Source organism: Amycolatopsis sp. N2S4-7, from assembly GCF_058119595.1.
The window spans coordinates 8,741,599-8,763,017 of sequence record NZ_CP172299.1 but is presented as its reverse complement, the minus strand read 5'-3'; the positions used below and the strand labels follow the sequence as shown (position 1 = coordinate 8,763,017).

Below are 21,419 nucleotides of genomic sequence, written 5' to 3'. Positions count from 1 at the left end.
CGAAGCAGTAGTAGCGTGACCATAGTTGCTTCAAATTCGAAGCAAGAGAGCCAAGGGAGACCAGCGATGAAGGCAGTGCGTTTCCACGAGTACGGCGCCCCCGACGTCCTGCGCTACGAGGACGTGGAGCAGCCGGTTCCCGGAGCCGGGCAGGTCCGGATCCGCGTCGCCGCGACGTCGTTCAACTCCGTCGACGGCAACATCCGCGGCGGCTTCATGCGCGGCCCCATCCCGGTCGAGCTGCCCCACACTCCCGGCATCGACGTCGCCGGCACGGTCGACGCGCTGGGCGAGGGCGTCACCGGCCTCCAGGTCGGCGACGAGGTCATCGGCTTCCTGCCGATGGACGGCAACGGCGCCGCCGCGGAGTACGTCCTCGCGCCGGCCGAGGCCCTCACGCCCGCGCCCAAGGACGTCCCACTGGCCGACGCGGCCGCGCTGCCGCTGGTGGGGCTGACCGCGTGGCAGGCGCTGTTCGACCACGGCAAGCTGGAGTCCGCGCAGCGCGTGCTGGTCAACGGCGCCGGCGGCGCGGTCGGCGGCTACGCCGTGCAGCTGGCCAAGGGGGCCGGGGCCTACGTCATCGCCACGGCGAGCCCGCGCAGCGGCGACGCGGTCAAGTCGGCCGGCGCCGACGAAATCATCGACCACACCACCACCGGGGTGGCCGCGGCGGTGACCGAGCAGGTCGACCTCGTGCTCAACCTCGCGCCGGTCGACCCGGCCGAACTGGCAGCGCTCGCCACAATCGTCCGTCCGGGCGGGGTCGTCGTGAACACGACGGTGTGGATGCCCGCTCCCGCCGACGAAGAACGCGGCGTTCGCGGCATCGACCTGTACGTCCGCAGCGACGCCGGACAGCTGGCGAAGCTGGTGGAGCTGGTCGACCGCGGCGAACTGCGCGTCGACGTCGCCGAGCGGGTCCCGCTGCCCGAGCTGCCGGCGCTGCACGCGCGCGCCGCCGAGGGCGCGGTGCACGGCAAGGTCGTCGTCGTCCCGGCCACCTGACACACCGGCGTCGGTCCGGCAACCAACCGAATGACCTCGCGGGGCGTGGAGGAACCATGAAACGCACCCAAACGGCTTTGCTGGCCGCCACCTTGGCGTTGGTCCCGATGTTGACGGTCACCTCGGGCCCCGCGGCGGCGCGCGACGGCGGCGGCTGCACGTGGACACCGGCCACGCTCCCCCTGCCCGCCGGGCAGACCCGGGGGTACGTCTCCGCCGCCGCGAACGGCGGCTGGTTCGCGGGCAGCGGTTCCTCCACCGCGATCCGCTGGCACGACGGGGTGGCCGAAGACCTCGGCCGGGCGTTCGGCAAGCCCACCGACCTGAACGACATCAACTCGGCGGGCACGGCGGTCGGCGTGACCTACGATCTCGGCGGCTTCGAAGACGACGCGGTCGTCTACCGGGACGGCCGGTTCACCGCGCTGCCGCTCCCGCCGGGCCGCCGGTCGGCCCGGGCCCTCGCCGTCAACGACGCCGGTGACGTCGTCGGGACCGCACTGGGCATCGGGGACAGCTTCGACCTGACGATCTGGCCGGCCGCCGCGCCGGGCACGGTGCTGACGATCAACCCCGATCCCACCACCTACGGCTACGTCAGCCCGGTCGAGATCGACGAGCAGGGCCGCATCCTGATCAGCGCGTCGACCTCGCAAACCGACTACTTCGTGCGGTACCCGGACGGGACGATGACGAAGCTCGCGCTGGGCACCGAGTACGTGAGCGCGTTCCGGAACGGCCGCATCGCGGGGGAAAGCTACGAGAACGAACAGTTCGTGACGGCCGAATGGGACCTGACCGGCACGATCGTCCGCCTGCTCGACAAATGGGCGACCGAACCCGTCGTCGATTCCGGCACCCGCACGGCCGGCACCTACCGGACCGCCGACCGCGGCTACGCGCTCGGGGTCTGGGAAGGCGGAGTCCTCACGGACACCCTCGTCACCAGTGCGGACTACGGTGATTTCGGCAGCCCTGTGATCACCGACGACGGCATCGTCGCGACCACGATCGGCGATACCGTGACGACCTTCCGCCACACCTGTCCCGCGTAGCCCGCTTTCCCGGTGGCGCAGTGGTCCATCGTTCCGCCATGGTCGATCGCCTCCGGGACAACGCCCGCGCCCCGCCGGCGGACGTGTTCGACTTCGACGTCGCCCGCCTCGATCCCGTCGAACCGGTGCGGCTGGCGTCGGACGGCGATCGACCAGGTCGCCGTCGAGGAACTGCCGGCGTCGCTGAGCACCTGCCTGCCCGGCTACGTGTTGCTCACCGAAGACGGCGACGCCTACGAACCCCTGTGAGTCACGCCGGCTGGTTTTTGGCGTTGAAGCGCGCTTTCTTCTGCCGGTTCCCGCACGTGTTCATGTCGCACCACCTGCGGGTGCGGCTTTGACTGGTGTCGAAGAAAGCGGCTTGGCAGGTCGGCGACGCGCACAAGGCCAGTCTTCCGTCTCGTTCGCCGGCGATGATGCTGATCGCGTCGGCGGCGATCACGCCTAGGGCGTCTTCCACGCAGGACGCCGAGCTGAGCCGCCACCGCCGCTCGCCCTCGGGCGTCAGGACGGCCGCGGCCCGGCCCTGAGCGCTGCGGTCATTGATGACCCGGACCGCGGACGCCGGGAGCGGCTCGTGGATCGCGGCCGCGGTCGCGGCGGCGTGGATCGATTCCCTCAGTTCCCGGGCGAGTTCGAGCTGGGCGGGGGTGCAGGACTCCACGGCGAGGCCGTTCACCGCCAGCCAGTCGACGAGCCGGCCCGGCGTGGGAATGCGCTCCACGGGCGTGCCACGACGCTCCGACAAGGTCCCCGTGAAGCTGGTCGCCAGCACGTTACCCAGCCGGAAGTCGGGGAACCGAGCGTGCATGGAACCACCTTAGCAGGTTGCGACCCGTCGCCCGGCCGTGTTAGAACCGTCTTAGCCGGTTCCGCCGACGACCAGGAGGTCCCATGCCCAGCGACGTGCAAGCATTCGAAGCCCACGCACCGGACGCCGACCTCGACGAGCTGCGCGCGCGGCTGGCCGTGGCACGGCTGCCGGAAGCCGAGACGGTGCACCGCCGGTGGGAACAGGGCGTTCCCCTCGCCGACCTCGTCGACGTCGTGGAGTACTGGCGCACCGGGTACGACTGGCGGTGGTTCGAAGAGCGCCTCAACCGGATCGGCCAGTTCCGCACGACCATCGACGGGCTGGGAATCCACTTCCTGCACCGCCGATCCGCGCGCGCGGACGCCACTCCCCTGCTCCTGACGCACGGCTGGCCGGGCAGCGTCGCCGAGTTCGCCGACGTGATCGACGAGCTGGCGAATCCTCACGACGCCGACGCACCGGCGTTCCACGTCGTGGCCCCGTCGTTGCCGGGCTTCGGTTACAGCGACAAGCCGGCCACCACCGGGTGGGGCACCGAAAAGATCGCGGCCGCCTGGGTGGAACTGATGGGAAGGCTCGGCTACCCCGAGTTCGCCGCCCACGGCGGCGACTGGGGAGGCGTGATCACCACGATCCTCGGCGGCCGGTTCCCGGCGCACGTTCTCGGCATCCACACGACGACCCCGCAGGCACCGCCCGGGTTGACCACGGACGGGCTGACGGCGACCGAGCGCGCGTGGACCGAGGAAACCCGCGATTTCTGGCTCAACCGCGCGGCGTACGCGAAGCAGCAGGCGACCCGGCCGCAGACCATCGGCTACTCGCTCGTCGACTCACCCGTCGGGTTGCTCGCCTGGATCCTCGACAAGTTCGCCGAGTGGACGGATACCGAAGACAGCCCGTTCGAGACGATTTCCCGAGACCGCATCCTGGACGACGTCACCCTGTATTGGCTGACGCGGAGCGGCGCGTCAGCGGCTCGCATCTACTACGAAAGCCACGATTCGCTCGACCCGGAACTCCGGGTCGACGTCCCGTCGGCGATCAGCGTGTATCCCCGCGACATCGAGAAGTGCCCGCGCGCGTGGGCCCAGGAGCGGTTCCGGCGGATCGTCCGGTGGACGTCGCCCGAAACCGGAGGACATTTCCCGTCGCTGGAGGTGCCCGGGTATTTCGTCAAGGACTTGCAAGAAGGCCTCGCGGCAGTGCTGGCCGCCGCTCGGTGACCCCGGTTGACTCATGTCAGGTTCCTGACATACAGTGGGGGATGTCAGGAACCTGACACGAAGAGAAGGAGCACCTCATGCCCGCCACCGGTCCCGACTTCATCTCGCTCCAGGCGCGCGACCTCGACGCGTCGCAGGCGTTCTACGAGCAGTACCTCGGCCTCGTCCGCTCGCCGGCCGGCCCTCCGCACGCCGTCGTCTTCGAGACGAAGCCGATCGCGTTCGCCCTCCGCGAGGTCATTCCCGGCACCGATCTCGCGTCCGTCGCCCAGCCGGGCATCGGTGCCGCGATCTGGCTGCACGCCACGGACGTCCAGTCCATCCACGACGCCCTCGCCGCCGACGGCCACCCGATCGTCTCGGCCCCGATCGACGGCCCCTTCGGCCGAACGTTCACGTTCGCCGACCCCGACGGCTACCAGATCACGCTCCACGACCGCAGCTGACCGGCCTGGGCGAACGGGATCGCTTTGGAGGACTCGAGAGCCGGGAAGAACACGGGGGCGTCGCGGAAGCGAATCCGATGACGGCCGGCAACAGAACGTTTTCCGGCGAGCTGGGCTGCCTGCTCGCGGCGGCAGCCCGTCCGGAATGACCGGCCACCGGATTGCCCGTAGCCGGGCCTATCGGAATCATCGAAGCCATGGCACAGAAAGCGACATCGGCGGCGCAGGGGTGCATCTTCTGCGCCATCGCGACGCGGCAGGCCGAGGCCAGCGTGGTGCACGAGGACGAGACCGTTGTCGTCTTCATGGACCTGAACCCCGTCACGCCCGGCCACCTTCTCGTCGTGCCACGCAAGCACGCCGTGGGCCTCGAAGACCTCGATCGAGCCACGAGCTCGCACGTCTGGACGGTCGGTCACGACATGGCACGGGCCTTGCGCCGCTCACGCTTGGGCTGCGAGGGAATCAACGTCCTCCTGTGCGATGGCGAAGTCGCCTTCCAAACGGTGTTCCACTTCCACCTTCACGTCATCCCCCGCTACGCAGGAGACGGCTGGACCCTCAAGGCCGAATTCCCGGAACGCGAGAGAGCGCTCCTCGACAGCGACGCGCAAGCGATCAGAGACGCCATCGCGTCGACGGACTGACGGGTGGCTTCCGCCCATGCTGCGAACGAGCAGTGCACGCCCTTGCCGAGGAGCGGGCGTTCCCCTGTCCGCGACAGGATCACTGCGCCGGTATGCCGCTACTGCCTCGCGAGTGCCCAGGGCATGAGTTTCTCGGCGAGCGCCCGGCTGAACGGACGCACCAGGTTCTGCAGTTCGGTACAGGCGGACTCGCCGATGTGCGCGTAGGGAGTCACGCTGTTCTCGTCGGTCGCTTTCTCGATTTCCGCTCGGCGGGCCGCGCCGTCGGAGGTGAACGTCAGGTCGGCGTCGCCGGTGAGCGTCTCGGCGGCCGCACGCAGGAGAGCGGCGGCTCGGCGCATCTCGGGAGAGATGATCGCGTCCCCCAGGGTGCCGCGCAGGGCCCGATCGGCAGCGGCTTCCGGGGCAAAGTGGATCATTCCGTGGTGAGGCTCGAGCAATCACCAAGTCCGCCGGGCCGTTTCGATCACCGGGTCAACATACCATCCGGTCGGTACGACAGGGGGTCTTCCGACGGCACGGCGGACCACTGCCGTCGCACATCGCCGAAGCGTCGAGGAATAGCCGCAGGGAAGTCCGCCGGCGGAGCGCCAGTACCGCGGGTCGGCCGCCCCCGGAACAGGAACACCGAACTCCCTCGTGCCGATGAGGTTATCGGCTTGTGGGCAACGGTAAAATGGAGTCGTGGTGCTGTCCGGGGAACAGTGGTTGGCACGGGTCTTCCGACCGGCCGTGGCCGGGGTGAGCCGTGCTCGGCGCGAACGGTCCGTCGGCGTGGTTTCCGTGGATCCGTTGCGCATGCTGGGAAGCCGGCTCGCGGCACAGGTCGAGGCGCTCGGTGATACCGGCGTGCTCACCGACGAGCAGGAAAGCGCCGCGCTCGACGCCCTCGAGGAGGCCGGGATCAGGCCGGAAGTCCGGTCTGTGTCGTCCTCGGCGTCGTCCTCGACGGCCGCGGGTACCTTCGCTCCCGTGGCTGTGCGGGCGGGTTCGGCGCCGGTCGTGGCCCGCGAGCCGGCCGAGCCGCTCGATCCGCCTGCGTTGCGAGGGGTGCTCGTGGGGCCGCGGCAACTCGGACACCTCGGCGGGCGGCCGGTGACGCTGATCTCGGCGGAGCTGTGGAGCGACCGGTTCTTGGTCGACCTCTACACCAACCCCGGGCCGGAGGACCGCGACAAGCGAGCGCAGGCCTCGCGTGAGCACCTGGAGTGGATGAAACGCCAACGCCGCGGGCAGGCCACCGAGCGACCGGGCCGGGCGGTTGCCGGCTCGCCACTGGCCGACCTCACCTGGGAACTACGCGACGAGCAGGGCACCGCGTATCGCCGGACCGGCGGCTCGGCCGAATCGGGAGGCCAGCTGGACCGGCAGCGAATGCAGTGGTCTCCGGCACCCCCCGCGCATTCCGGACACCTGACCCTGCTCGCCACCGACACCACCGGCACGATCGTGCTCAACGCCGAAATCCCCCTCCCCGGGCCGACCACGTGACACCGTGCATCCGCGGTTGACACCATCACGGCGCACGCCCACGCCGGATGTCGCTACATCCGGTTTGCGGCCTGCTTGACGGTCTTGATCACCGGCGCGGTCTCGATGTGGGTGATCGCCGGCAACGCGGCGACCCGGGTCGTCAAGTACCGGTACAACTCCCCCTGGTTCGCGCACGCCACGCTCGCGTAGAGGTTCGTCGGCCCGGTCGTGGCGGCGGCGAACGCGATCTCCGGATGTCCGGCCAGCGCCATACCGGTCTCTTCCAGGTGCGCGGGGGCAACCGAGAGCCAGAGCATTGTTCGGGGGCCGACACCGAACAGGCTCGGGTCGACGTCGATGTCCAGGTACAGCACCCCGCGTTCGCGAAGCTCGGTCATCCGGCGCCGGACCGTCGTCGGTGACCAGCCGGTCGCCGCGGCCAGCTGCTCGAGCTCGGCCCGGCCGTCGGTGGCCAGCGCGGCGAGGAGCTTGCGGTCCCCGTCGTCGAGCCGCACCGGTCCCGGCCGGTGCGGCACCGGGAGCGGACGCAGCCGCTCGATCGCCGCCTCGTCCAGCGACCCGAGCTTGGCGACCAGGCTGTCCGGGCCGCCGTAGAACGCGTGCAGCACGGAGTGCGCGGTCACTCCCTCCACGCGGGGGGTGCGCGGGAGCTTGGCCAGCAGCAGCGCCTCGCTGTCGGCCTCGCTCTCGGTGCGGACCGTGCAGGTGATCTCGGTGCCCCCGGAGGTGATGCTCACCCAGGACGTGTCGGGGCGGCGGGCCAGTGCCTCGGCGACCGGGACCGACGCGGCGGGCGCACAGCGCACCCGCAGGAACCACAGCACCGCGCCCAGCGCGGCCGGGTCGACTCCGCCGAGCACCCGCACCGCCCCCGCCGACCGCAACCGGGCGTACCGGCGGGCGACGGTGCGATCCGACACGCCGAGAACCTCGGCGATCGTGCTGAAGGGGGCCCGGCCGTTGATCTGCAAGGCGTGCACGAGCCGACGGTCCAGCTCGTCGTAGTCGGATTCCACCGTTCCGAGCGTAATGCGAGTCGGATACCGACGCAGGTGGGCTTGTTTCTGGCGTGACGGTGCCGGCCTGCGGATCGTTGTTCTCATCCTGATCGACAACCAGGGGAGAATCCATGGACACCGATGTGCTCGTCGTCGGCGCCGGCCCGACCGGCCTGACACTGGCCAACGAACTGCGGCTGGCGGGAGTGTCGGCCGTACTGGTCGACAAGCTGTCACAGCGCAGTGCGTTGTCCAAGGCAGGCGGCGTGCAGTCCCGCACACAGGAGGCATTCGACCAGCGCGGCTTGCTGGAACCGTTGCTGGCCACAGGAAACCACCCGATCGGCACCGCGCACTTCGCCGGAATCACGCTCCCGCTGACCCGGGACAGGCACCGCCACCCGTGGCGGTCCATCCCGCAGGTCGTGATCGAGGGATTTCTCGAACAACACCTTGCCGCACACGACATCCATGCGCGGCGGAACCACGAACTGACCGGCGTCACCCAGGACGAGGACGGGGTCACCGCGACCTTCGCGAACGGTGATGTCCTCCGCTCCCGCTATCTGGTCGCGGCCGACGGTGGCCACAGCACGGTGCGATCGTTGCTGGGGGCCGATTTCCCCGGCCGGCCGGGCACGATGACCACTGTCGCCGCCGACGTGCGATTGAGCGGCGACGACCGGCCGATGACGCACGCTCGCAGCGAAGACGGGCACTGGGTGTCGGTGTTCCCGCTCGGCACCGATCCGCGGGGCAGGCCGCTGCGCCGGCTCGCGCTGGGCGGGCCGGGCCGGTCACTGCCCCGGGAGGTCCCGGTGACCGAGGACGAGATCCGCGAGGGTCTGCGCACGGTCTTCGGCTCCCGCGTGGAGCTGCTCGAACTGCGCTACGCCCGCCGCATCAGCAACGCGGCACGACAGGCCGCACAGTACCGGCACGGACGGGTGTTCCTGGCCGGCGACGCCGCCCACGTCCATCTCCCGATCGGCGCACAGGGCATGAACACCGGGATCCAGGACGCACTCAACCTCGGGTGGAAACTGGGTGCCGCGGTGCACGGCTGGGCCCCGGAACACCTGCTCGACACCTACCACACCGAACGCCACCCGGTCGCGGCCGCCGTACTGCGCAACGTCCAGGCACAGAGCCTGCTGATGGACCAGGAAGGCACCGGCCACCCGGACCTGGCGGCGGCCAAGGAACTGTTCGCGGCCCTGGCTCACCTGCACGACGTGCAGTACCACCTCGACGACGTGTTGTCCGGGATGGGCATCCGCTACCCGATGCCGGGCGCCGAGGACCGGCCGCTGGTCGGCCTTCCCGCGCCGGACCTGGACCTCGGCCCGGTCCGGTCGCACGAGCTGCTGCGGCGCGGGCGCGGCGTCCTGATCGACCCAGCCGGCAAGTTCACCAAGGTCGCCGCCCTCTGGCAGGACCGGGTCGACCGCGCGGGCCAGGGCGCCGACACCCCACCGATGCTCATCCGGCCGGACGGCTACGTGTGCTGGGCAGGCAACCCGGACGACCCCGAACCGGCACTCGCCCACTGGTTCGGCGAGCCACGCTGATCAACAGCACCCCGACCGCTCCCGGAGTTGCCGGACACCCGCACATGCCGCTGACCGCGCAGCCGCAGGTGCCGATGAGCGCACGTCCATGAGAGGTTTCCATTGCACTGGGTCGGCCGGGGCCGCGAGCCCAGGTCCTGGTCGATCATCCGGTGGGCGACGAGCTTGCCGAGGTCGTCGTCGAACAGGCCGATCAGCCCGCGTGATCGCGCACCTGCTTCGGCAGACCGCTGATTCCGTACCGGGACGCGAAACGATGATCGCCACCGAAGACTGCGTCAACGTCCCCGCCAACCGGCCAATACCCCTACTTCGGCACCTGGAAGCCGCCGGTTATCGGCTCCAGCAGTTCCGCCAGCCTCAGCGGGGTGCGGTCCTCGAACATCGGGCCGATCAGCTGCACTCCGACCGGCAGGCCCTCGGGGGACCGGCCCGCCGGTATCGCCGTGGCGGGCAGGCCGGGCATGGTGGCCAGGCCCGCCCAGACCAGCTGGTCGAAGTACGGGTACTCGACGCCGTCGATGGCGATGCTCCGTTCCATGGGGTTGGGGTGGTGGTCGTGCGGGAACGCGGGTGTCGGCGTGATCGGGCACACCACCGCGTCGAACTCGGCGAACAGCCGGCGCCAGCCGTGGCGGTGGACCTCGCGGCGGTTGTTCGCCTCCATCCAGTCGCGGTGGCTGAACACCATCGCGCGCAGCCGCTCGGCGTCCAGGCTCCGGTCGTCGGCGCTCAGTCCGGCGACGCGGGTTCGCAGCTCCTCGTCCGAGTCGACGGGAAAACGCGCCACTGAGCCCGAAATCAGCAACTGCATGGAGAGCATCGCGGCTTCGGTCAGCTCGGGCAGCAGCGGGCTGTGCCGTTCGACGCGGGCGCCGCCGTCGGCGAGCGCGGCGGCCACCCGGTTCACGCCCGCCCGCACGGCGGCCCCGGTCGGGAGGAGCGGGTGCTCCTCCAAAACCAGGACCCGGAAATCGCCGAGCCGCTCGTGGCGGGCGGGCGGCAGCGCCAACCGGTGCGCCACGCCGCGCGTCAGCGGGTCCGGTCCGGCCATGACGTCGAGCAGGAGCGTGAGGTCACGGGCGGTGCGCGCCATCGGACCGACGACGGCGAGGTCGAGGTCGACCGGCAAGGCGGGCTCGGACGGCGGGACCATGCCGCGGCTGGCCGCCAGCCCGAGCGTCGGCTTGTGCGCGTAGACGCCGCAGAAGTGCGCGGGGGTGCGCAGCGAGCCGGCGATGTCGGAACCGATGGACAGCGCACCGAACCCGGACGCCAGGGCCGCCGCCGACCCGCCGGAGGACCCGCCCGGCGTGCGAGCGGGATCCCACGGGTTGGTGGTGGTGCCGTAGATCTCGTTGAAGCTCTGGATGTCCTGCAGCCCCAACGGCACGTTCGTCTTGCCGAGCACCACCGCGCCCGCGGCCTTGAGCCGCGACACCTGGACCGCGTCCTCGGCGGGCAGGTAGTTCCGGTGCGGCGGCATGCCCCAGGTCGTGGGCAGCCCGGCGACGTTGTAGCACTCCTTGACCGTCACCGGAACGCCGAGCAGCGGCCGGTCCTCGCCCCGCGCGCGTGCCTGGTCGGCACGGTGTGCCGCGGCCCGCGCCCGCTCGAAGTCCGGCACGCAGATCGCGTTGATCACCTCGTCGGCGCGCTCGATCCGGGCGATCGCCTCTTCGGTCAGTTCCCCCGATGTCACCGCACCGGCGCGCAACGCGGCGACGAGTTCTTCGGCCGGCTGAAAGCTCCATTCCATGAATCCGAAGCTAACGACCCACCACAGAGGACACGAAATCCCGGCCGGCGCAACGGTTGAGGGCTCTTTGCCGACGAAGTCGCGCCGACGAAGGCGCCCACCGCAGGTCAGCGGGCCGGCTCCCCCGCGCAGGCCATGAAATGCCGGATCGCGCAACGGGACGGATGTCTCAGCCGTCGAACGGCCCGTGTCCTAGGATCTCGCCGTGGCCTCGACAAATTCACGGACCGCCGGGCTTTGGTCGATCCGAAGACACATCGTCGCGGTGGTCTTGATCGGTCTCGGCGTCTTCGCGGTCGCCACCGTGTTGTTGTGGCTGGCGTTGGGGCTGCCCGCCACGCCGAGCCCGGACACCAGGCTGAACGTCATCAAGATCGCGTTGTCGGTGGTGGCGGGCGTCGGCGGGGTGGTGGCGCTGGTGGTCGCCTACCGCAAGCAGCGGATCGGCGAGGCGGCCGAAGCGCGCGAGCACGTCAAAGTCCTGAACGAGCGCTTCGCGAGCGCGTGTTCCCAGATCGGCCACGAGAAGCCGACCGTCCGGCTCGCCGGGGTCTACGCCATGGCGAGCCTGGCCGACGAGTGGCTCGAGCAGCGCCAGGTGTGCATCGACGTGCTGTGCGCGTACCTGCGCATTCCTTACGAACCCTCGCTGGATTCACCGTGGTACCACGACGAAGAATCCGAAATACGCCTCTCGATCACGAGCGTGATCAGCGACCACCTTCGTCCCGGCGCGCCGGTCAGCTGGCAGGGCCACGAATTCAACTTCCTCCGCGTCATGCTCCGCTCCGCGGATTTCGCGGACATCCAGGTGACCGGCGGCCGGCTCTTGTTCAGCCTGGCCCGGTTCGTCGGCGGCTGGACGTCGTTCGACGGGATGCGGGTCAGCGGCGGCGAAGTCTGGTTCGGCGGCGCCGCCTTCGACGGCGGTGAGGTGACCTTCCACGGCGCCGAGTTCACCGGCGGCGAAGTCGACCTGTCCAAGGTCAGCACCGACGACTACACCACGCCACCCGTGTTCGACCAGTGGCAGACCCCGCCGCCGGGACTTCTGCTGCCCACGCCCGGAGGTCCGGCAACTCACGAGTGAGGTGCCTGTCCCAACTGGTCGCGACGGCGGGTCAGGGCCGCCGTCTCGGCGGTGTTGCCCGCCAGTTCGATGGCCTTGTCGTAGGCCGCGCGTGCCTCCTGGCTGCGGCGAACGCGGCGCAGCAGGTCGGCTCGGGCCGCGTGGTAGGCGTGGTACTCCGCCAACGGGCCGTCCAGCCGGCCGATGGCCGCCAGTGCCACCTCCGGGCCGTCGAGTTCGGCGACCGCGATGGCCCGGTTGAGCGCGACGATCGGCGACGGGTCGACGCGGACGAGCTGGTCGTAGAGGGCGACGATCTGCGACCAGTCCGTGTCGCGGACGTCGTGGGCGGAGGTGTGCACGGCGTTGATCGCGGCGAGGATCTGGTAGCGGCCCGGAGCGACGCCGGCAGCGAGCCGCTCACGCACCAGCCGGTGGCCCTCGGCGATCAGGGCCTCGTCCCAGGCTCCGCGGTCCTGCTCGTCGAGGGTGACCAGTTCGCCGCCGGCCGAGACCCGGGCCGTGCGGCGGGCTTCGGTGAGCAGCATCAGCGCCAGCAGCCCGGCCACTTCGCCGTCGTCCGGCAGGAGGGCGCGGATCAGGCGGGTGAGCCGGATCGCCTCGGTCGTCAGGTCGTGCCGCACGGGATCGGTGCCGGGGCCGGTGGCGAGGTAGCCCTCGTTGAACACGAGGTACAGCACGGTGAGCACGCCGGTGACGCGCGCCGGGAGGTCCTCGGCGGACGGCAGGCGGTAGGGGATGCGCGCCGCCTTGATCTTGGCCTTCGCGCGGGTGATCCGCTGCCCCACGGCACTTTCGGCCACCAGCAACGCGCGGGCGATCTCGGGCACGGTCAGGCCGCCGACCATGCGCAGCGTCAGCGCCACGCGGGCCGGCATCGCCAGCGCCGGGTGGCAGCAGGTGAAGATCAGCCGGAGCCGGTCGTCGTCGATCGCGCCGGACGGCTCGGGCGGGTCGTCGTCGTGCACCATCCGAGCCTCCTTGTGCTTGTCGTCGCGCTTGCTCTCGCGCCGGATCCGGTCGATGGCCTTGCGCTGGGCGGTGGTGGTCAGCCAGGCGCCGGGGTTCGGGGGCACGCCGTCGGCAGGCCACCGCTCGACGGCGATGGCGAACGCCTCGGCCGTCGCCTCCTCGGCGATGTCGAGGTCACCGAAGCGCCTGGTCAGGGCGGCGACGACCCGGGCCCACTCCTCGTGGTGGGCCCGGGTGACCGCCTCGCGGACGTCGACGTCGCTCACCGGAACGGTCGCACCTCGATCTTCCGGTCGCAGACCTTCGACGCCTCGGTGGCGAGCTTGAGCGCCACGTCCAGATCGGGGCACTCCCACACCCAGACGCCGGCGAGGTACTCCTTCGACTCCACGAACGGCCCGTCGCTGAACACCGCCTGCTCACCCCGGTTGTCGATGACCGTGGCCGCCTCGGTGTCCGCGAGCCCGCCCGCGAAAACCCAGTAGCCGTCGGCGACCAGCCGGTCGTTGAACGCGCTGATGGCCGGCTGCCGGTCGGTGCTGCCGGGATTGCTCTTGTCGTCGATCACGGAAACCAGGTACTGCATCCGAAGATCCTCCTCGTGTGGGTCGGGAATGGACGTCAAGCCGCCGGCGCGTACTGCGGGCGCCCGGCGGGCCGGTAGACCTGGACCGTGACGCCCTTCGAGTCCACTCGCGACTCGACCAGGTCGAGCGCGAGATCCGCGCCGGTTTCGGGGAACAACCGCGTGCCCTGGCCGAGAACCACCGGGATGGTCAGCAGCGTCATCTCGTCGACCAGGTCGTTCTCGAGCAGCCACCGGACCAGCGTGCCGCTGCCGTGCACCTGCAGCTCACCGCCCGGCTGGGCCTTCAGGTCCGCGACGGCGGCCGCGAGGTCGCCGGAGAGCACGGTGGTGTCCGGCCACTTCGGAGCGCTGAGGGTGGTCGACGCGACGTACTTGGGCCGCGCGTCCAGCGCCTGCCAGACGGGCTCCCAGCCCGGGACGTCCTGGGCCGTCCCGGCCCCCCAGGAGCCGGCGAACAGCTCGTAGGTCCGGCGTCCGAACAGGAACGCCTCGGCACGCCGGTAGGTCCGGTTGATGAGCGCGCGGGTCTCGTCGTCACCCTTCCCCCGGGCCCAGCCGCCGCGCTCGAACCCGTTCCTGCGGTCTTCCTCCGACGCGTGGCCGTTGCCCTGCACCACTCCGTCGAGGGTGACCTGAGTCATCGTCGTCAGCTTCACGATCACGGTTCCCTTCCCCGGAGCCACCCCTCGTGGGCGGCCTCACCCCTGCTACGAACACCTCCGCCCCGATCCGACAACGCCTCCGGAATTCTTTTCGACAACCTGAGCCCTACGAGTCCTGCACCGCCGTGCGGGTCACCGGGTGGTCCGGTCCGAGGACGCGCGCGCACGCCTCCGCCAGCTCCCGCCGCCGCGCGGGCGCGGCCGGGTCCCCGACGCCGGCCAGCGCGTGCACGTACCGGTGCCGGATCAGCAAGGTCTGCTGGTGGTTGTCGCCCCACAACGTGCGGGCCCCGTCGACGGCTTCGGTGAGCACGGGCAGCGCGGCCGCCGGATCTCCGGCGTCGACCAGAGCGCCGCCGAGGTTCCACTGGCAGATGACGCGGAACGTCGGGTCGCCGTCCTCGAGGGCTTCGACGTCCGTGAGCAGCTCGGTGAACCGCTCGGCACCCGCCGCGTCGCCGTGCGCCGCGCGGAACCACACGCAGTACTCGAAGCGGGCGGCCAGGGTGAGCCGGTCGGCCGGGCCGCACGCCCGCCCGGCCTGCGCGGTGACGTCCCCGGCGATCGCCAGCGCCTCGCCGACCTCACCGGTCGCCCCGAGCTGCCGGGCGAGCCCGATGCGGGCGGACTGGGTCCCCCGGTCCCCCGGGCCGGACAGAGCTGTGCGCTGGGCGACCACCTGGCGCGCCAACGGCAGCGCCGCCGCCGGATCACCGAGGCCTCCGAACTTTTCGCCGCTCTCCCACACCAGTGCGTCGAGGATGTCCAACCGGTCGCCGGGTTCGAGGCCGGGGGCCTGCTCCGCGCGGTCGAGGATCTCCTCCAGCAGCTCCACCGCGCGATCCGACCGCCCCGCGTCGCCGAGGCCGTTCGCGACACTCGTCGCCGGCAGGTACTCGCCCGCGTCGAGCAGCCGCCGCACCGCCCGCTCGACGAGAGCGAACTGCCCGTCGAACGACGCCCGCCAGCCCACTTCGACGAGGTCCGCGAGTTCGACGTGGTCGATCAGGAGCTTCCACGTCGCCGCCGGGATCCGGGAGCCCGTGGCGGCGGCCGCGTCGACCAGGTAGTCGAACGCCAGGTAGCCGCCGGCGACGGGCTCGAGCATGCTGCTGGTCGCGTAGACCGGCCGGGTGGCCCAGTCCAGCGCCGCGCTCCAGGTCCCGGGCCGGGCCGATTCGGGCAGGTAGACAGAGTGCAGCGCGCGCAGCAGGTCCTCGGGCAACGGGCGGTGGTAGCCGCCGAGCCGCGCGTCGACCGCGGCCGACACGATCGCGGCGCCCCGGGCGTCCCGCGCGTCCTGCCACGCCAGCAGCAGCTCCGGCCCGGCGGCCATCACCTCGGCGACCCCGTGCGACCGGGTGTCCCCCAGCGCCTGCCCGATCCGCTCGTCCTCGACCGCTTCGGCACGCGCGAGTTCGCCGTCGGACCACCTCCGGTCCAGCCGGATCTCCCTGGTCACCGCGTTCAGGATTTCCCGCCCCGCCCGCGCGCTCTGCCTGTCCGACGCCACGCGCTGCCCGTCGTGGCGCGGGCTGAGGTCGTCCCGCTCGTGGGTGCGGATCGTGGCGAGCACCGTGACGCCGTCCCAGACCACGGGCGGTGAGCCGAGGTAGCGCTCGAGGTCGTCGAGCCACACCACACCGCGCCTCTTGCGGCGGGCGACGGAAAGCGCGGCCGGCAACGCCTCCGGCGTCAGCGGGCGGACGCAGACGTGGCGCGGCAGGGTCGCGCGCAAGGCTTCGTACGCGAGCCTGGTCTTGCCCGCCGTCGAATCGCCGACGACGAGCACGAAACCACCCTCGAGCAGGGCGCTCTCCAGTTCGGGCGTGCGGTCGCGCGGGACGAACGGCGGGACTCGCGAGCCTTCGGACAGCGCCGCGCGGTGGACACCCATCCCGATCGGGTCGTTCAGGTCGCGGACCCGCGCAACGCGCACCTCAACCGGCCGCCGGTGGCCGGTTTCGATCACCACCGACACGACGACCAGCAGCCCGACGGCGACCCAGCTCGCGACCGCCCACGCGTCGGCGAGTTCGACCGTGTTCGTGGCGACGTTGCCGACGAGCGCCAGCACGACGGGCAGCACCACGAACGTGATCGCCGATGGACGCCGCACCCAGCGGAATCTACTCCCCGCGGGTGCCGATCGCGGAGCTCATCCGGACGAGTCCCGGGCCAGCTTCAGGTTCGACTGGTGGGGGCCGGAGAGCCAGTCCTGCTCGAGACGCGCGTCGGATGGTTCCTCACCTCGCCGCAGGACGTCGAGGTAGGCCCGGTCGGCGGCGAGGCGGGCCGCCACCTCGCGCCCCCGGGCCACGGCGCCGTGGCCGGGGACCAGGACATCGACGTGCCGGACGGCCTCACCCAGCCGGTCGAGGGCCGCCGCGTAGGCGCTCACCTGACCGGGGCGGCGAGGGTCGAGCATCGGGATCAGGACGTCGGAGAGCATGTCGCCGGCGAGCAGGACGCCCCGGTCGGCGAGGAGGATCGCCGCGTGGCCGGCGGCGTGCGCCTGGTGCTCGATGACCTCGCCCGGCACCGGTCCCCCGTCCGCGGGCAGCGGGGTGAGGAGCGCGACCAGATCGAGCGGGATGCCCGACGCGCTCTCCTCCGCCATCTTCTGCGCGCGCTCCCGGGCTTCGGCGGCGACTTCGGCGCAGGCGCGGGTGGCGTAGCGCGGCACGTCCCCGAAGCGGGAGTGCCAGAGCAGGTGGTCCCAGTGCGGGTGCGTGGAGAACCCGGCGACCACCGGAACACCCAGCCGGTCCACGTCATCGGCGAGCTGGGCCAGATCGGCGCCGTCGATGCCGGGGTCGACCACGATCAACCCGTCGTCCCCGCCCACCACGACGGCGTTGCTCCAGACCCACTCGCTCTGCCGCACCCAGACACCGTCGGCCACCTGCTTCAGCATCGGCTCACTCTGCCAGGTGACCCGATCGGACGCGAGCACCGACACCTCCCGGGTTCGCGCGACGCTCGGTGCGGGCCCGGGCGATCCGTTCTTCCAGGTCCTCGAACCACTGCCGCCCGGGTTCGCCGCAGCTGTCGCGGATCTCGTGCTTGAGGTCGGAGGTGTTGGCGTTCAGGGTCCGCACCAGGTTCAGCCCCTGGTCGACCTGGGTCCGCAGTTCGCCGTGCGCACGGGCCAGGTGCGCCGCGGCAGCGCGCATTTCGGCGTGAGCCCGCTTCCCGGGCAGCCAGTTCCGCTGCGTGAGCCGCGCCCGGCGCACCACGGACGACATCGTGCCGAGCGAGGCCTGCGCGGACTGGTAGGCCACGTGCGCGGTGTCGGCACACTGGTACGACTCGCGGTGGAACGTGCGCAGCGCGGGAAATTGGACGTCGACGCGGGTCGACGGCCGATCGGCGCGGTTCCGGCCGCGGAGTTTCGCCACTCGCGCTTGCACCTGCCCGGCCTGCCGGCGCACCCGCTCGTTCTCGGCGCGGACGCGACGCAGGGCGCGACCGGCTTCCGCCGTCGCGACGCGGATCTCCTCGGCGGTGACGGGTTCCGGACGGCGGTCCCACCGCGCGATCGCGACGAGCACCGCGAGCCCGGCCAGCGCCGCGATGCCGAAGATCGGCAGCCCGTCCGCGATGACGTGGTCGGTGCGCCCGGCCCGGGTCGACTGCACGAAGACGGCGCCGTCGACCACGGCGAGCAGGATCGCGGCCCGCCCTGACATCCCCAGCCACCGCTTTTCCGGACGCACCGGCCCGCCGCGCAGCCGGCCCTTCCCGGCCAGGACGAGCCGGACCAGCACCAAAGCCAGCAGCGGCGAACCGATCGAGGCCCACCGCCACTCCGCCAGGTAGGGCGTCAGTTCCGGCGCACCGCTGAGCGCGATGCGGGCCGCGATCGCCGGCGCGGCCAGCACCATCGTCAGCGGCAGGCCGAAGAACACGGCCGACACCAGGCCGGCGCACCCACCGCAGCCGTTGCGGTCACCGGCCACGGCTCACCGACGCCGTCCGCGCCCGCTACCGGGACCCTGCGCCCTCCGCCGGGCGCCCTGCTGCCCGGAACCGTGGTGGGACACCGCTTTCCGCGGTGCGAGCGCGGCCGCGCCGGAGCCGTTGAGCACCTTGTCGACGACGACCGCGACCCCACCGGTCAGGTCGGAATGGTGCTGGACGAGCATCGTGGTGAAGTGCTGGGTCAGCTCGATGTAGGCGCGGCGTTCGTCCAGGGGCAGCCCGGGCTTGACCGTTTCCGCCTGCATGTTGATCATGCACCGGCGGAGGTCCTGCGCGCTGAGGTCGGCCCGGCCGAGCTCTTCCTGCATCTGGTGCAGGGTCGCGGAGGACTCCTGGCGGCGCCGCTCCAGCAGCGCCAGCGTGATCTCCTTCGCGTCCGCAGCCTGGGTTTTCTCCAGGTTGATCCGGCGCATCTCGGTGACCAGCGCGTAGGACTCCGCGATGACCCGGCCGGCCGCGCCGAGCGGGCTCAGTGACTCGGCGATCCGTGACACGGCCTCACCGAACACCAGGTGGCCACCGGCCAGGCTGACCAGACTCTTCGACACACGAACCGCCTTCCGGGAAAATCGGTTTCCGGCGGACGCGTTCCACGAGCGACGCCCGGCCTGCGGCGAGGTAGTCGAGCCGCCGCGGCGAAGCGTTACAGTTCGCTCCGCCGCCGGCTTCGGCGAGAATCCGGTGGCGCCGCCGCCGGGCACGAGGCCCGGCGACGGCATTGCGCGAGGCCATCCCCGATCGCTAGTTGCGGTACCGGAACAGGATCCGCCCCCGGTTCAGGTCGTACGGGCTGAGTTCCACCAGCACCCGGTCGAACGGCAGGATCTTGATGTAGTTCTTCCGGATCTTCCCGCTGATGTGCGCGAGCACCTTGTGCCCGTTCTCCAGCTCCACCCGGAACGTCGCGTTGCGGAGGCACTCCGTCACGGTGCCTTCCACTTCGATACCGCCTGCGTTGTCCGCCATCAGCGCAGCACCAGCTCGAGGTTGCTGTTGACCCGTTGGGCGCCGGCGCCCGCGAACAGCGCCGTCGCGGCCTCGTTGGCATCGTTGACTTCCGCGGACGCCCGGGGGATTCCCGTGCGGTGCAACGAATCCAGTGCGTGGGCGAGCAGGGCGCGGCCGATGCCGCGACGCCGCCGGTCGGCGCGGACCGCCACCAGCCCGATCCGCCCGTGCCCGCGCCGGCCCGGGACGAGCCGGAGGAAACCCGCGTAGCCGCGCGAATCCGCGGCCACCACGTAGTTCGGCAGATCCAGCGGCGCGTCCGGCCGGGCCAGGACTTCGGCCGGCATCTCCGCCCAGCCGACCGTGGCCTCGACTTCGGCGCGGATCACGCGGTCCAGTTCGCGCAGCGGGTCTTCTTCGGCCGTCACGATCGTCACGCCCGGCGGCAGCGGGGCTCGCGCCGGCCGGGTGGGTGCGAAGCATTCCCATTCACGACGCCGCGTCGTGAAGCCGGCCAGGTGCCATTGGGTGGTCAGGTCGACGTCGGCCTCGTCGACGACCGTGTACAGCGGCCTCGGCAGGGCCTCCAGCATGACATCGGCGAGGCGGCCGAAGTCGGCTTCGTGCCACGTGTCGATGCTGAGGAAGAGCCGGCCGTCGGGCCTGTGGGAAACTTCGCCGCGGCCGACGACCCGGTCGTCGTCGAGAACGTGCCAGTGCCGTTCCGCGACCCGGGTCACCACCGCGGTGGTTTGCTGAGGGTTCATGAGCTGTCGCCTTTCGGGGATTGCCAGTTCGAGGCGCTCCCGGCGACACCTACGTCAGTCGCCCGACCGTGACGACGAGGGGGAGCACCCACATCGATACAGCGTTCATGGGTCTCACCTCCTCGGGCGAAGTCACGGTCTGCGGGCAGGTTAGCAGGCGCGCCCGCGCGCCCCCACCGGATTTCCGGCGCCGGACCGGTCAGGAATCGAGAAGCGCCGGTCACCGGGCCGGACCTAGCGTTGCCGCCATGACCTCAATCACCACGATCACCCTCGAAGCCACCGACCCCGCCGCCGCCGAGCGCTTCTGCTCCGCCGCCTTCGGGATCGGCACCCAGCTGCGGTTCCGGGCCGCGCAGGAGCCCAGCACCGGTTTCCGCGGATTCACCCTCTCCCTCACGGTGGCCCAGCCGGCCGACGTCGATTCGCTGATCGGCACCGCTCTCGAAGCGGGGGCCACGGTGCTCAAGCCCGCCACGAAGTCCATGTGGGGCTACGGCGGCAGCGTGCGGGCCCCGGACGGGACCGTCTGGAAGGTCGCGACCTCCGCGAAGAAGAACACGGGCCCCGTCACCCGGGAGTTCGACGCCCTCGTGCTCCTCCTGGGGGTCGCCGACGTGGCCGCGAGCAAGAAGTTCTACCTCGACCGCGGCCTGACCGTCGCGAAGAGCTTCGGCCGCATGTACGTCGAGTTCGACGCCGGATCGAGCCCCGTGAAGCTGGCGCTGTACCGGCGCCGCGCCCTCGCCAAGGACGCCGGCGTCGCCCCGGAGGGCACCGGTTCGCACCGGATCGCGGTGGGCGGCGCGGCCGAGCCGTTCACCGACCCGGACGGCTTCGCCTGGGAGACCACGGCGACGGCGACGCTGCCCTGATCACCGCCAGAACGGCAGGCAGATCCAGTAGGCCGCCGCCACGACGGGAACCAGCAGGAAGAGGACGGTCGCGGGCACCCCGGTCACCCACCTCGACGGCCGGCGCCCCGCGACCGCTGTCATCCTCTCCCGCATCCGCAGCCGGATCCGCGGCGACGGCACCGCGGCCGACCAGCTCGCTTCGAGCGCGGCCTCGATCTCCCCGATCCGGCTGCTGCTGATCTGCCGGACGGCGCGGATCCGCCACAGCATGGCTATCCAGCCGAGGGTCACCACGAGACCGAAGAAGGAGAACAGGACGAGCACGGCAGGCGGCAGCCCGGACACCCCGCTGGACGCCGCCGAGAAGGCGATCAGCGCGCTGTTCAGCGTGATGAGCAGGCCGCCCATCCGGAAGTAGATCTGGTCTTCGTGGAAGTAGTGCGCGGAAAGCAGCTTGTACTCCTCCAGCAGCCACTTCTCTTCGCTTTCCGTCAACGTCATGTCCGGTAGTCGCAGGTGACGGCCGCGGCGC

Annotated in this window: 24 protein-coding genes; 10 read left to right on the top strand and 14 right to left on the bottom strand. The window is 71.2% G+C overall.

Annotation, left to right across the window (positions count from 1 at the left end):
• Window positions 1-66: 66 nt before the first annotated feature.
• The 3 genes from ACH54P_RS41290 to ACH54P_RS41280 are packed head-to-tail and all read left to right on the top strand — an operon-like array spanning window position 67 to window position 2,312.
• A complete protein-coding gene (locus ACH54P_RS41290) occupies window positions 67-1,008 on the top strand; it encodes an NADP-dependent oxidoreductase (protein WP_489908732.1) in 942 nt (313 codons plus the stop codon).
• Window positions 1,009-1,064: 56 nt separating this feature from the next.
• Window positions 1,065-2,063: a hypothetical protein gene (locus ACH54P_RS41285; RefSeq protein WP_489908731.1), complete on the top strand. Its 999-nt coding sequence runs from the start codon at window positions 1,065-1,067 to the stop codon at window positions 2,061-2,063.
• A 12-nt stretch (window positions 2,064-2,075) separates the two neighbouring features.
• Window positions 2,076-2,312: a hypothetical protein gene (locus tag ACH54P_RS41280; protein WP_489908730.1), complete on the top strand. Its 237-nt coding sequence runs from the start codon at window positions 2,076-2,078 to the stop codon at window positions 2,310-2,312.
• Between the two features lies 1 nt (window position 2,313).
• On the opposite strand, the gene ACH54P_RS41275 is transcribed toward ACH54P_RS41280, so the two are convergent.
• Window positions 2,314-2,874 (bottom strand): CGNR zinc finger domain-containing protein, encoded by a 561-nt coding sequence (locus ACH54P_RS41275; protein WP_489908729.1) that lies wholly within the window; start codon window positions 2,872-2,874, stop codon window positions 2,314-2,316.
• An 83-nt stretch (window positions 2,875-2,957) separates the two neighbouring features.
• Here ACH54P_RS41275 and ACH54P_RS41270 point away from each other — a divergent pair, with 83 nt between their 5' ends.
• The 3 genes from ACH54P_RS41270 (at window position 2,958) to ACH54P_RS41260 (ending at window position 5,196) form a co-directional block, all read left to right on the top strand.
• On the top strand, window positions 2,958-4,103 hold the full coding sequence (locus ACH54P_RS41270; protein WP_489908728.1) for an epoxide hydrolase family protein: 1,146 nt from the start codon (window positions 2,958-2,960) through the stop codon (window positions 4,101-4,103).
• Window positions 4,104-4,180: 77 nt separating this feature from the next.
• A complete protein-coding gene (locus tag ACH54P_RS41265; protein WP_489908727.1) occupies window positions 4,181-4,549 on the top strand; it encodes a VOC family protein in 369 nt (122 codons plus the stop codon).
• A gap of 197 nt (window positions 4,550-4,746) precedes the next feature.
• On the top strand, window positions 4,747-5,196 hold the full coding sequence (locus ACH54P_RS41260; RefSeq protein WP_489908726.1) for an HIT family protein: 450 nt from the start codon (window positions 4,747-4,749) through the stop codon (window positions 5,194-5,196).
• Between the two features lie 98 nt (window positions 5,197-5,294).
• On the opposite strand, the gene ACH54P_RS41255 is transcribed toward ACH54P_RS41260, so the two are convergent.
• Complete coding sequence (locus tag ACH54P_RS41255; protein WP_489908725.1) at window positions 5,295-5,615, bottom strand: helix-turn-helix domain-containing protein; 321 nt, start codon at window positions 5,613-5,615, stop codon at window positions 5,295-5,297.
• 265 nt (window positions 5,616-5,880) lie between these two features.
• Here ACH54P_RS41255 and ACH54P_RS41250 point away from each other — a divergent pair, with 265 nt between their 5' ends.
• Entirely contained in the window at window positions 5,881-6,687 is an 807-nt protein-coding gene (locus ACH54P_RS41250) for a hypothetical protein (protein ID WP_489908724.1), read from the top strand.
• A gap of 53 nt (window positions 6,688-6,740) precedes the next feature.
• On the opposite strand, the gene ACH54P_RS41245 is transcribed toward ACH54P_RS41250, so the two are convergent.
• On the bottom strand, window positions 6,741-7,706 hold the full coding sequence (locus ACH54P_RS41245; protein WP_489908723.1) for an Lrp/AsnC family transcriptional regulator: 966 nt from the start codon (window positions 7,704-7,706) through the stop codon (window positions 6,741-6,743).
• Between the two features lie 113 nt (window positions 7,707-7,819).
• Between ACH54P_RS41245 and ACH54P_RS41240 the strand changes: the two genes are divergently transcribed.
• Window positions 7,820-9,259 carry an FAD-dependent monooxygenase gene (locus tag ACH54P_RS41240; protein ID WP_489908722.1) on the top strand — a complete coding sequence of 480 codons (1,440 nt, stop codon included), beginning with the start codon at window positions 7,820-7,822 and terminating at the stop codon, window positions 9,257-9,259.
• 307 nt (window positions 9,260-9,566) lie between these two features.
• Here the strand turns inward: ACH54P_RS41240 and ACH54P_RS41235 are convergent, their stop codons facing one another.
• Window positions 9,567-11,018 (bottom strand): amidase, encoded by a 1,452-nt coding sequence (locus tag ACH54P_RS41235; protein ID WP_489908721.1) that lies wholly within the window; start codon window positions 11,016-11,018, stop codon window positions 9,567-9,569.
• Window positions 11,019-11,283: 265 nt separating this feature from the next.
• Here ACH54P_RS41235 and ACH54P_RS41230 point away from each other — a divergent pair, with 265 nt between their 5' ends.
• Window positions 11,284-12,108 (top strand): hypothetical protein, encoded by an 825-nt coding sequence (locus ACH54P_RS41230; RefSeq protein WP_489908720.1) that lies wholly within the window; start codon window positions 11,284-11,286, stop codon window positions 12,106-12,108.
• Here the strand turns inward: ACH54P_RS41230 and ACH54P_RS41225 are convergent.
• From ACH54P_RS41225 to ACH54P_RS41185, 9 genes are all read right to left on the bottom strand, one after another.
• On the bottom strand, window positions 12,099-13,346 hold the full coding sequence (locus ACH54P_RS41225; RefSeq protein ID WP_489908719.1) for an RNA polymerase sigma factor: 1,248 nt from the start codon (window positions 13,344-13,346) through the stop codon (window positions 12,099-12,101). The genes ACH54P_RS41230 and ACH54P_RS41225 overlap by 10 nt on opposite strands.
• Window positions 13,343-13,666, bottom strand: coding sequence for a YciI family protein (locus tag ACH54P_RS41220; RefSeq protein ID WP_489908718.1), 324 nt, complete (start codon window positions 13,664-13,666; stop codon window positions 13,343-13,345). The genes ACH54P_RS41225 and ACH54P_RS41220 overlap by 4 nt, the downstream gene beginning before the upstream one ends.
• 35 nt (window positions 13,667-13,701) lie before the next feature.
• Window positions 13,702-14,325, bottom strand: coding sequence for a dihydrofolate reductase family protein (locus tag ACH54P_RS41215; RefSeq protein WP_489916934.1), 624 nt, complete (start codon window positions 14,323-14,325; stop codon window positions 13,702-13,704).
• Window positions 14,326-14,437: 112 nt separating this feature from the next.
• The gene (locus ACH54P_RS41210; RefSeq protein WP_489908717.1) at window positions 14,438-16,450 is read right to left on the bottom strand and encodes a hypothetical protein; all 2,013 of its coding nucleotides are present in this window, start codon (window positions 16,448-16,450) and stop codon (window positions 14,438-14,440) included.
• Between the two features lie 39 nt (window positions 16,451-16,489).
• Window positions 16,490-17,248 (bottom strand): MBL fold metallo-hydrolase, encoded by a 759-nt coding sequence (locus ACH54P_RS41205; RefSeq protein WP_489908716.1) that lies wholly within the window; start codon window positions 17,246-17,248, stop codon window positions 16,490-16,492.
• 4 nt (window positions 17,249-17,252) lie between these two features.
• Entirely contained in the window at window positions 17,253-18,293 is a 1,041-nt protein-coding gene (locus tag ACH54P_RS41200; protein ID WP_489908715.1) for a hypothetical protein, read from the bottom strand.
• A gap of 3 nt (window positions 18,294-18,296) precedes the next feature.
• Window positions 18,297-18,863, bottom strand: coding sequence for a hypothetical protein (locus ACH54P_RS41195; RefSeq protein ID WP_489908714.1), 567 nt, complete (start codon window positions 18,861-18,863; stop codon window positions 18,297-18,299).
• A 193-nt stretch (window positions 18,864-19,056) separates the two neighbouring features.
• Entirely contained in the window at window positions 19,057-19,281 is a 225-nt protein-coding gene (gene infA, locus ACH54P_RS41190; RefSeq protein ID WP_489908713.1) for a translation initiation factor IF-1, read from the bottom strand.
• Window positions 19,281-20,030 (bottom strand): GNAT family N-acetyltransferase, encoded by a 750-nt coding sequence (locus ACH54P_RS41185; RefSeq protein WP_489908712.1) that lies wholly within the window; start codon window positions 20,028-20,030, stop codon window positions 19,281-19,283. Before ACH54P_RS41185 ends, infA begins: the two co-directional genes overlap by 1 nt.
• A gap of 248 nt (window positions 20,031-20,278) precedes the next feature.
• Here ACH54P_RS41185 and ACH54P_RS41180 point away from each other — a divergent pair, with 248 nt between their 5' ends.
• On the top strand, window positions 20,279-20,905 hold the full coding sequence (locus ACH54P_RS41180; protein ID WP_489908711.1) for a glyoxalase: 627 nt from the start codon (window positions 20,279-20,281) through the stop codon (window positions 20,903-20,905).
• Here the strand turns inward: ACH54P_RS41180 and ACH54P_RS41175 are convergent, their stop codons facing one another.
• Window positions 20,906-21,388, bottom strand: a complete 483-nt coding sequence (locus tag ACH54P_RS41175; RefSeq protein WP_489908710.1) for a RipA family octameric membrane protein — start codon at window positions 21,386-21,388, stop codon at window positions 20,906-20,908.
• Window positions 21,389-21,419: the final 31 nt, after the last annotated feature.

Excerpts from the sequence above, each read along its gene's own strand:
- ACH54P_RS41290 (WP_489908732.1), top strand. The coding sequence starts at position 67 with ATGAAGGCAGTGCGTTTCCACGAGTACGGCGCCCCCGACGTCCTGCGC.
- ACH54P_RS41285 (WP_489908731.1), top strand. The coding sequence starts at position 1,065 with ATGAAACGCACCCAAACGGCTTTGCTGGCCGCCACCTTGGCGTTGGTC.
- ACH54P_RS41275 (WP_489908729.1), bottom strand. The coding sequence starts at position 2,874 with ATGCACGCTCGGTTCCCCGACTTCCGGCTGGGTAACGTGCTGGCGACC.
- ACH54P_RS41270 (WP_489908728.1), top strand. The coding sequence starts at position 2,958 with ATGCCCAGCGACGTGCAAGCATTCGAAGCCCACGCACCGGACGCCGAC.
- ACH54P_RS41265 (WP_489908727.1), top strand. The coding sequence starts at position 4,181 with ATGCCCGCCACCGGTCCCGACTTCATCTCGCTCCAGGCGCGCGACCTC.
- ACH54P_RS41260 (WP_489908726.1), top strand. The coding sequence starts at position 4,747 with ATGGCACAGAAAGCGACATCGGCGGCGCAGGGGTGCATCTTCTGCGCC.
- ACH54P_RS41255 (WP_489908725.1), bottom strand. The coding sequence starts at position 5,615 with ATGATCCACTTTGCCCCGGAAGCCGCTGCCGATCGGGCCCTGCGCGGC.
- ACH54P_RS41240 (WP_489908722.1), top strand. The coding sequence starts at position 7,820 with ATGGACACCGATGTGCTCGTCGTCGGCGCCGGCCCGACCGGCCTGACA.
- ACH54P_RS41235 (WP_489908721.1), bottom strand. The coding sequence starts at position 11,018 with ATGGAATGGAGCTTTCAGCCGGCCGAAGAACTCGTCGCCGCGTTGCGC.
- ACH54P_RS41220 (WP_489908718.1), bottom strand. The coding sequence starts at position 13,666 with ATGCAGTACCTGGTTTCCGTGATCGACGACAAGAGCAATCCCGGCAGC.
- ACH54P_RS41205 (WP_489908716.1), bottom strand. The coding sequence starts at position 17,248 with ATGCTGAAGCAGGTGGCCGACGGTGTCTGGGTGCGGCAGAGCGAGTGG.
- infA (WP_489908713.1), bottom strand. The coding sequence starts at position 19,281 with ATGGCGGACAACGCAGGCGGTATCGAAGTGGAAGGCACCGTGACGGAG.
- ACH54P_RS41185 (WP_489908712.1), bottom strand. The coding sequence starts at position 20,030 with ATGAACCCTCAGCAAACCACCGCGGTGGTGACCCGGGTCGCGGAACGG.
- ACH54P_RS41180 (WP_489908711.1), top strand. The coding sequence starts at position 20,279 with ATGACCTCAATCACCACGATCACCCTCGAAGCCACCGACCCCGCCGCC.
- ACH54P_RS41175 (WP_489908710.1), bottom strand. The coding sequence starts at position 21,388 with ATGACGTTGACGGAAAGCGAAGAGAAGTGGCTGCTGGAGGAGTACAAG.